Consider the following 8,356-nt stretch of genomic DNA (forward strand, 5'->3'; position numbering starts at 1 on the left):
CCAGTGGACTCCAGGCGTGCCCCGCAGGCAGGGTCAAGCTAAACCCCGCCTCGTCCAGATACCCCACCGCCCCCTTCCCCTCCCGGGCCCCCTTTTCGCCTCCCCCTCCTCCGGGGTCGGCCTCCCCGAGGGCAGATGCCGGGTCCGCTTCCCCACGCGCCCCATGGCCCCTGGGCCAGGGTCCAGAGCCGGTCCTCCCCCAGTTTCTCCCGGAGGGAGGGCTTGACCTCCTCCGGGGAAGGCGGCGATGGGGGGTGCGGTCCACCCCTCGTGGGCCAGGCGGACCATGAGGGCCCACCTGGGGTCTTGGGGTGGGCCTCAGGGTTCTGGGAGAGCCCAAGCAAAAGCGCGTCTCCCTCCGGGGTCAGGTGGATGGGGATGGGAGCGCCCATGGGGAGATTCCAAGACAGGTGCGCTTGGCCGGATTTCCGATTTTGTGCCAAGCCCTCGGATGGTGCGGTGTCAACAAAACGGTCCGTCCTTCCGGGCGGGTAGCAATCGTGGCCTGCTTTACCCCCATCGCGGTGAACCCGGACCAGATGGGTGGGGTGCCCTGCGTCCGCGGTCCGCGCGTTCCCGTGTCCGGGGTGGCAGGCATGGGGGCGGGGGGCATGGCCCAAGGGGAGGTCCTGGAGGCCTACCCCGGCCTAGAACCGGAGGATATCGTGAGGCGCTGGCCCACGCTACCCCAGCCGTCTGGGAAGGGGAACTCCCCCTTGCCCAAACCCCTCAGCCGCAGGCCCCTTTCCCTGCGGTTCCTGGTGGACAGGGCTCTCTCGCCAAAGGTGGCCGAGCTTTTGCGGGAGGCCAGCCACGAAGCGGCCCACGTGCGGGCGTATGCCCTTTAGGCCTCCCCGGGCGATGTGGCGCTTGCCCTGGAGGACCATGGCATCCGCCTCCGGCCCCTCCCCCTTTGAGGGAGAACCCGCTCCTTTCGCAGGGCTACACTCTTCCCCAGGGCCTAAGGCCATCATGGGGGGGTGTACAAGGCCCACTTCTACCCCATGCGCCTGGCCCTCCTCGCGGTGGGGCGGAACTTCATGCCCATGGCCTGGTGGACCCCGGTTTCCAAGAACCCCTTCCGCTTCCTCCTGGCGGTGGACCGCAAGAACCACACCCTAAGCCTCCTCCGGGAGCTGGGGGAAGGGGCGCTCTGCTTCCTCCCCTGGGAGGAGCGGGCCTGGGTGGTGCGGGCGGGCTACCTCACGGGGCGGAAGGCGGATAAGGCGGAGCGGCTGGGGGTGCCCCTGCGCCCGGCCCGGGTCCTGGAAAGGACCCTGGTGCCGGAAAGGGCCCTTGCGGTCTACGAGCTGAAGGCCGCGGAGTGGCCCACGGACGGGGACCACGCCCTTTTCCTCGGGGAGGTGGTCCACGCGGAGGGCACCCCCGAGGCCAAACGGCGGCCCATCCTCTTCCTGGGCTTCCGGGACTTCGCCACCCTGGGGGAGGGCTGGAGGTTTAGGCCATGAGGCGGCTCCTCCCCCTCCTCCTCCCCCTCCTCGCCCTGGCCCAGGCCCCCTACCGGGTGGAGGGGAGCGCGGTCTACCGGGGGACCTTCCTCCTCGGGGCCTGGGAGGGGAGGAACCCCACCGCCCGGGGGGAGGTGCTTTGGGACGGGAAGGAGCGGGCGGGGGGCCGGGTGTGCGTGGAGCAGGGGGCCTGGGACTCGGGGAACGCGGAGCGGGACGAGAAGGCCCGGAAGATCCTAAAGGCGGAGGAGTACCCCCTGGCCTGCCTCTATCCCGAAAGGGCCTACCGGGAGGGGGAGGCCTTTGGGGTGGAAGGGGTCTTGGAGATGGTGGGGAAGAGGCGGCCCGTGCGCATCGTGGGGAGCCTCCTGGAGGGCAACCCCGTGCGCTTTAGGGGGTCCTTCCGCACCCGGTTCTCCGACTGGGGGCTGGAACGGCCGAGCTTCTTCTTCCTGCAGGTGGACGACCCCCTCGAGGTCCGCCTGGAGGCTACCCTGAGATGATCCGCCTGGGCTACCCCTGCGAGAACCTCACCCTAGGGGCCACCACCAACCACACCCTACGCCTCGCCCGCCTGACCCCCGAGGCCCTCCGGCCCAAGGTGGAGGCGAACCTAAGGGACCTGGAGCGGATCCTCTGCTGGAACCACCAGGTGGGCTTCGGCCTCTTCCGCATCGGCCAGCACCTCATCCCCTTCGCCTCCCACCCCCACTTCCCCTACCCCTGGGCCGAGGTTCACGGGGAGGCCCTAAGGGCCATAGGGGCCCTGGCCCGGTCCCTTGGCCAGCGGCTTTCCTTCCACCCCGGGCAGTACGTGAACCCGGGAAGCCCAAGCCCTAGGGTGGTGGAGCGGAGCCTCGCCGAGCTCCGCTACACCGCCTTGGCCCTGGACCTCCTGGGGGCGGAGGACGGGGTCATCGTCCTCCACCTGGGGGGGGTCTATGGGGACCGGGCGGGGGCCCTACGGCGCTTTGTGGAAAACCTGAAGGGGGAGAGGGAGATCCTCCGCCACCTGGCCCTGGAGAACGACGAGCGGCTCTGGACCGTGGAGGAGGTCCTGGAGGCGGCGGAGGCCCTGAGGGTAGGGGTGGTGGTGGACACCCTGCACCACGCCCTGAACCCGGGCCGGCTGGGCCTAGGGGAGGCCCTGCGGCTCGCCTTCCCCACCTGGCGGGGTAGGCCCAAGGTGCACCTCTCGAGCCAGGCCCAGGGCAAGCGCCCTGGGGCCCACGCGGAAGGGGTGGACCCGGAGGACTATGGGAGGCTCCTAGAGGCCCTTCCCGTCCCCGCCGACCTCATGGTGGAGGCCAAGGGGAAGGAGCGGGCCGCCCTCCCCCTCCTCAAAGCTCCAGCACCTCGGGCGGGGGCTCGAGGCTGAGGCCCTCCAGGATCCGCCGGGCCGCCTCCTCCGGAGGGAGGGCCCCCTTGGGAGGCCCCCCCATGGGGATCCAGAACCCCGTGGCCACCGCGGGGAGGCGCACCAGGGTGAGGTGCACCCCTTCCTTGCGGAACTCCTTCCTCGCCGCGTTCAAAAGCCCTTCCAGGGCCCGCTTGCTGGCGGCGTAGAGGCTGAAGCCCGGCACCTCCACGTAAGCAGGGTAGGCCCCGAGGAAGGCCGCCTTGGCCCCCTTCTGGAAGCGGGCGTGCTTGAAGGTAAGGAAAGCCCCTAGGAAGTTGGCGAGGAAGAGACCCTCTGCCTCGAGGCGGCCCGTCTCCCTGAGGGGCCGCCGCACCACCCCCCCTACGGCGTAGAGGAGGAGGTCCAGGGGCCCCACCTCCTCCAGGAGGGCCTGCACCTCCAGCTCGTCCCCAAGCTCCAGGGGAAGGGCCCTCCCCCCCACCTCCTGGGCCAAGGGGAAGAGGACCTCCCGCCTCCGGCCCGCAAGCCAGAGCTCCCCCGTACCCCTAAGGGCCCGGGCCAGAGCCCCGCCGATCCCGCCCGTGGCGCCCAAGATCAGGGTGCGCATGGCCCCACCATAGGGGGAGGGAAGGGGAGGCTCTGTAGCCTGGGGAAAAGGGAGGGGGCCCCCGAAGGGGCCCCGGGCGGGCAGCCCACAAGGCCCTATGCGGCCTTCTCCGCGCCGAAACCCTCCTCGAGGCTCTTGGCCCGGGCAATGGCGAAGACCAGGAGCCCATAGACGGGCTTAGCGATGAGGTCCGCCAGGCTGTAGCCCACCTGGATGGCCACCTCCTGGGTCGCCCCTCCGGGGAGCCAGGTCCCCAGGGCGTAGGCGATGGGGTAGAAGCCCCAGGACATGAGGAGGACGAGCCGGGTGGCCCCGAGGAGCTCCAGGACCCTAGGCCCGTACCGGCCCTCCTTCAGGGCCTGGCCCAGCTCCACCCAGAGGACGTAGAGGATGTAGAAGAAGGGGATGCTGGAGAGGGCCCCCCAGAGGGTCCGGGGGCCGGGCTCCGTGTTCACCTCCCCCACGTATCCCAGGGCCAGCATGAGGACGGAGGCCACCACCAGCTTGAGGCTCAGGTTCCAGGTCCGGGCGGTGCCCAGGCCCAGGACCAGGATGAGCTCCAGGAGGAGGAGGGGCACGGTGAGGAGCCAGTCCGCGTAGCGGTAGAAGTCGTTGAAGGGCTTGCCCGAGGGCACATAGACCCCGCCCTCCATGGCGTAGGCCCCGATCCAGCTCTCAAAAATCCTCAGGTAGTGGTACCCCGCGATGAAGGCGATGAGGGCCGAGAGGTAGAGGGCGATGTGGTAGCGGGGGGCCACGTAGCTCCTCGCCAGGAGGAAGAAGACGAACGCGGCCAGCATCCCGGCGATGGTGAGGGAAAGCATGTTAAAGACCAGCCAGTATTGGAGGAAGCTGAGCTCCGGCAAGGGTTTCATCCTTGACCACCTCCTTTGGGCTGCCTACCCTTTGGTTCCGAAGCTCAAGGTAGGCCCTGGCGAGGGCGAGGGGAGTAGTCTAGACAATACTTGTACGGAAGTGTACACCACACTACCAACTCCCCCACCCGCGGGCCCTTTACTGGGTACCGTGCCGGCCCTCTACCTCCTGCCCCTGGCCCTCCTCCCCGAAGGGTGGGCCCTGGGCCTCCTCCTCTCCGCCCTCCTCCTGGGCCTGCCCCATGGGGCCGCGGACCTCCTCATCGCCCGGCGGCTCGGCCTACCCCTGGGGGGCTTCGTGGCCCTCTACCTCCTCCTGGCCCTCCCGCCCCTTCTCGCCCTCCTGGCCCATCCCCCCTTGGGCCTCCTGGGCTTCCTCCTCCTGGCCCTCCTCCACTGGGGGAGGGTGGAGGGGAGGGGGGGCCTGGGCTTCCTGCGGGCGGGGGTGGTCCTGGGCTTCCCCCTCCTCTTCCACCGGGAGGCCATCGGGCCCTTCCTCCAGGCCTTTGCCGGGGGGTACGCCCCTCCCCCCCTCCCCGTGGCCCTCCTCCTGGGCCTCCTCCTTTGGGCCCTGGCCGAGGGGCACGCCCCGCGGGCCTGGTGGGGGTGCGGGGCCTTGGGGAGTGGGGCCAGGTCTACCTGGCCACCCTGGGTGGGCTCCTCCTGGCCCTCCTCCTCTACCCCCGGCTGGAAGACCCCCTGGCGGCCTACATGGGGGCGGTCTTCGCCCTCACCCTGCCCCACGCCCTGACCATGGAGCTCTGGCTTCGGCGGACCGGGCGATGGCCCGCACCAGTTCGCTGAAGATGACCCGGTGGAGGGGGTACAGGACCCACCAGTAGAGGAAGCCCAGGAGGCCCTTGGGCTCAAAGTAGGCGGTCTGGACCAGGAGGGTCCCCCCCTCCTGGGGCAGGGCCTGCCACTCCAGCCAGGCCCGTCCGGGCAGGCGCATCTCCGCCCGGAGGCGCAGGAGATGAGGGGGCTCCACCGCCTCCACCCGCCAGAAGTCCACCGCCTCGCCCGGGAGGAGGTGGTCGGGGTGGCGCCGCCCCCGGCGGAGGCCAGGCCCCCCCAGGAGCCGGTCCAACAGGCCCCTCAAGGCCCAGGCCCAGCCCCACACCAGCCAGCCCCGCTCCCCCCCAAGGCCGGAGAAGACCCGGAAGACCGCCTCCGGCGGGGCGGCCACAGGGAGGGTGCGCACCTCGCGGATAAGGCCCTCGCGGTCCTCGAGGCGGAAGCCCGCCCCGCCCAGGGCCCCCGACCAGCGGGTCTCCACCTCCCCCAGGGCGATGCGCTCCAGGGCCAGCTCCACCGCCTTGCGGTAGGGGATGGGCTCCACCTGGGAAAAGAGGGCCCGGGCCCTTCCGGTGTCCGCCACCAGGGGGTGGAGGATCCCCTTCACCAGATGGAGGGCGAGCCGGGTGGTGATGGGGGTGACGAGCCCCACCCACAAGGCGGCCAGCCGCGGGGCCAGGACGGGCACGGGGAGGATGAGGCGCTTAAGGCCCCGTACCTCCGCGTAGACCTCCATCATCCCCTTGAAGGTGAGGGGCGGGGCCCCGATCTCCACCACCCCACTAGGCCCCCGCTCCAGGGCAGGGCTAGGAGGAGGTAGGCCAGGACGTCCCGGATGGCGATAGGGGAGACGGGGTTCAGGATCCAGCGGGGGGCCACCATGAGGGGGAGCCTTTCCATGAGGTAGCGGACCATCTCAAAGCTGGCCGAGCCCGAGCCCACGATGGGCCCCGCCCGGAACTCCGTGGCGGGGACCTGGGTCCTCAGAATCTCCCCCACCCGGGCCCGGCTGCGGAGGTAGGGGGAGGGGGTGCCCCTGGGCAGGAGCCCCCCCAGGTAGACCACGTGCCCCACCCCCGCCTCCCGGGCGGCCCGGGCGAAGGCCTCCGCCCAGCGGGCCTCCTTCTCCTCAAAGTCCCCTTCGTAGAGGCCGTGGACCAGGAAGTAAGCCGCCTCCACCCCCTCCAGGGCGGGCCCCAGGGTCTCCGGGCGGTCCAGGTCCCCCAGGGCCACCTCCACCGCCCCCGCCCAGGGGCGGCCCCCGAGGCGGCTTGGGTCCCGCACCAGGACCCGCACCCGGTGGCCCCGTTCCAGGAGGCGGGGGACGAGCCGCCCCCCCACGTACCCCGTGGCCCCCGTGACCAGGACCCGCATGGCCCTTAGGGTACGCCCGCGCAGGGCAGGCCTCTGTAGCCTGCCCCCAGGCGAGGGGAGGGGAGGGGCCCTAGGCTTTCCCCGTGCGCGCGGTGGTGGTGGGGGCGGGAATCGGGGGGCTGGTGGCGGCAAGGCTTTTGGCCCAGCGGGGCCTAGAGGTGGTGGTCCTCGAGGCCCACACCTACCCCGGGGGCCTGGTGGGAAGCTTCCCCTACTGCGGGGTCCTCCTGGACGCGGGGGCCACCCTCCTCTCCGGCTTCGCCCCTGGGGGGCCCATGCGCCTCTTGGAGGAGGCCCTGGGCCTTCGCTTCCCCGTGGAGTCCCTCCCCGAGGGGTTTCCCCTCATGGCCGTCCACCTCCGGGAAGGGACCCTCCTCCGCCCCGTGGGGCGGGAGGCGGAACGGGCGGCCCAGGAGGACTTTTTCGGCAAAGGGGTCCTCCCCTTCTGGGACTGGCAGGCGGAGCGGGCGGAGGCTGGGGCCTGGCCCCAGACCTCCCCTTCCCCCCGGAGACCCCGGAGGACCTCCTCCGTCTCCTCCGCCTCGCCCCCCGCCTCCTCCCCCTCCTGCCGGACCTCTTCCGGAAAGCGGGGGACCTTGCCCCCAAGGACCTCCGCTTCCTCCGTTTCCTGGACGCCCAGCTCCTCATCGCCGCCCAGTGCGGGGTGGCCGAGGCCTACGCCCTCTACGCTGCGGCTGCCCTGGACCTTCCCCACCGGGGGGCGGTCCTGCCCCAGGGGGGAATGGGAGCGGTGGCCCGGACTCTGGCGGAGGGCCTGGAGGTGCGCTACAAGGCCCAGGCCCTCCGGCTCCTCACCCGCGGGCGGAGGGCCTTCGGGGTGGAGGTCCTCTACGGGGGGAAGAGGCGCGGGGAAAGGGAGGTGGTGGAGGGGGATCTCTTCATCCTGAACGTCCCCCCGGAACCCCTCCTCGGGCTTCCCCCAAAGGTGCCCAGGGATGCCTGGGGGGCCTTCGTCCTCCACGGCCTCCTGCCCTTCCCCGTAGACCCCCCCTACTACCGGCAAAACGCGCGGGAAAGGCCCTACGCCCTCCTCTCCTTGAGGCCCGAAGGGGGTAGGACCGCCTTCAGCCTCTCCCTCCACACCCCCCTTGGGCTTTGGGAAGGGCTTTCCCGAGGGGATTACCTGCGGCTCAAGGCCCGCTGGGCGGAAAAGGCCCTGGCCCTGGGGGAGACCCTCCTCCCGGGGCTAAGGGAGGCGGAGTGGGTCCTGGCGGGCACCCCCTGCACCTACGCCCGCTTCGCGGGCCGGGCCTGGGTGGGGGGCTACCCCCAGACCCACCCTTTCCGCTTCGCCCGCCTGAGGGTACTGGGGAACGCCTACCAGGTGGGGGAGCGGGTCTTTCCTGGGCAGAGCGTGCCCGCGGCGGCCCTGGGAGCCCTGAGGTTCTTTAAAAGCTTTTTGTATCTTAGACAAAGGTGCTACAAGATGGGACCCGTTACCCTAGAGTCCGGAGGTGAAAGCATGAAGAGGCTACTAGGCGCAATAGTATCGGCGCTCGTTCTCCTGGTGTAGTTGGCCAGCACATTTGAGACTCTGTGGGGACCCCCTCCTCCTTGAGCTTAGCCAGGAACTCCAAGGGCGCAAGACCCCCCAAAGCCCGGTGCGGCCTCCGCCCGTTGTAGTAGTCCAAATACGCATCCAACTCCCGCTGAAGCCCCTCAATCCCAGAAGGCAGAGGACGCGTGTAAAACTCGTCCCGAAACGCCCGCTGCATGCGCTCCACATGCCCATTCAACTTGGGACTCCGCGGAGGAAGCTCAAACAACCGGATGCCCAAACCCCTACAGGCCTCCTCAAACTCCGCCATAAACTCGCTACCCCCATCCACCTGCACCGCCCGGATGGGAAACGGAC

General features: G+C 70.5%; 7 protein-coding genes and 5 pseudogenes. 6 read left to right on the plus strand and 6 right to left on the minus strand.

Annotation, left to right across the window (positions count from 1 at the left end; all coding sequences use genetic code 11):
• Together WKI94_RS10750 and WKI94_RS10755 are read right to left on the minus strand one after the other, a co-directional pair.
• Positions 1 to 168 (minus strand): annotated as a pseudogene (locus WKI94_RS10750) (IS630 family transposase); the annotation flags it as partial.
• A gap of 78 nt (positions 169 to 246) precedes the next feature.
• Positions 247 to 392 (minus strand): annotated as a pseudogene (locus WKI94_RS10755) (IS630 family transposase); the annotation flags it as partial.
• Between the two features lie 108 nt (positions 393 to 500).
• Between WKI94_RS10755 and WKI94_RS10760 the strand changes: the two are divergent.
• The 4 genes from WKI94_RS10760 to uvsE all read left to right on the plus strand — a co-directional run bounded on the left by WKI94_RS10760 (position 501) and on the right by uvsE (position 2,847).
• Complete coding sequence (locus tag WKI94_RS10760) at positions 501 to 848, plus strand: DUF433 domain-containing protein (protein ID WP_337845733.1); 348 nt, start codon at positions 501 to 503, stop codon at positions 846 to 848.
• 132 nt (positions 849 to 980) lie between these two features.
• Positions 981 to 1,469 carry a flavin reductase gene (locus WKI94_RS10765; RefSeq protein ID WP_337845734.1) on the plus strand — a complete coding sequence of 163 codons (489 nt, stop codon included), beginning with the start codon at positions 981 to 983 and terminating at the stop codon, positions 1,467 to 1,469.
• The gene (locus WKI94_RS10770) at positions 1,466 to 1,972 is read left to right on the plus strand and encodes a YceI family protein (protein WP_337845735.1); all 507 of its coding nucleotides are present in this window, start codon (positions 1,466 to 1,468) and stop codon (positions 1,970 to 1,972) included. The genes WKI94_RS10765 and WKI94_RS10770 overlap by 4 nt, the downstream gene beginning before the upstream one ends.
• Positions 1,969 to 2,847: a UV DNA damage repair endonuclease UvsE gene (gene uvsE, locus WKI94_RS10775; protein WP_337845736.1), complete on the plus strand. Its 879-nt coding sequence runs from the start codon at positions 1,969 to 1,971 to the stop codon at positions 2,845 to 2,847. The genes WKI94_RS10770 and uvsE overlap by 4 nt, the downstream gene beginning before the upstream one ends.
• Here the strand turns inward: uvsE and WKI94_RS10780 are convergent.
• Both WKI94_RS10780 and WKI94_RS10785 read right to left on the minus strand, forming a co-directional pair.
• The gene (locus WKI94_RS10780) at positions 2,810 to 3,436 is read right to left on the minus strand and encodes an SDR family NAD(P)-dependent oxidoreductase (RefSeq protein ID WP_337845737.1); all 627 of its coding nucleotides are present in this window, start codon (positions 3,434 to 3,436) and stop codon (positions 2,810 to 2,812) included. The two genes, uvsE and WKI94_RS10780, sit on opposite strands and share 38 nt — an antisense overlap.
• Before the next feature lie 95 nt (positions 3,437 to 3,531).
• Positions 3,532 to 4,311 (minus strand): bacteriorhodopsin, encoded by a 780-nt coding sequence (locus tag WKI94_RS10785; RefSeq protein WP_337845738.1) that lies wholly within the window; start codon positions 4,309 to 4,311, stop codon positions 3,532 to 3,534.
• Between the two features lie 151 nt (positions 4,312 to 4,462).
• On the opposite strand from WKI94_RS10785, the gene WKI94_RS10790 reads away from it, so the two are divergent.
• Complete coding sequence (locus tag WKI94_RS10790; protein ID WP_337845739.1) at positions 4,463 to 5,062, plus strand: Brp/Blh family beta-carotene 15,15'-dioxygenase; 600 nt, start codon at positions 4,463 to 4,465, stop codon at positions 5,060 to 5,062.
• On the opposite strand, the pseudogene WKI94_RS10795 reads toward WKI94_RS10790, so the two are convergent.
• Positions 5,042 to 6,480, minus strand: a pseudogene (locus WKI94_RS10795) (DUF2867 domain-containing protein). The gene WKI94_RS10790 and the pseudogene WKI94_RS10795 sit on opposite strands and share 21 nt — an antisense overlap.
• Positions 6,481 to 6,563: 83 nt before the next feature.
• On the opposite strand from WKI94_RS10795, the pseudogene WKI94_RS10800 reads away from it, so the two are divergent.
• A pseudogene (locus WKI94_RS10800) lies at positions 6,564 to 7,885 on the plus strand (FAD-dependent oxidoreductase); the annotation flags it as partial.
• 35 nt (positions 7,886 to 7,920) lie between these two features.
• Here WKI94_RS10800 and WKI94_RS10805 read toward each other — a convergent pair.
• A pseudogene (locus tag WKI94_RS10805) lies at positions 7,921 to 8,356 on the minus strand (integrase core domain-containing protein); the annotation flags it as partial.

This window comes from Thermus sp., assembly GCF_037444525.1.
Classification (GTDB): domain Bacteria; phylum Deinococcota; class Deinococci; order Deinococcales; family Thermaceae; genus Thermus.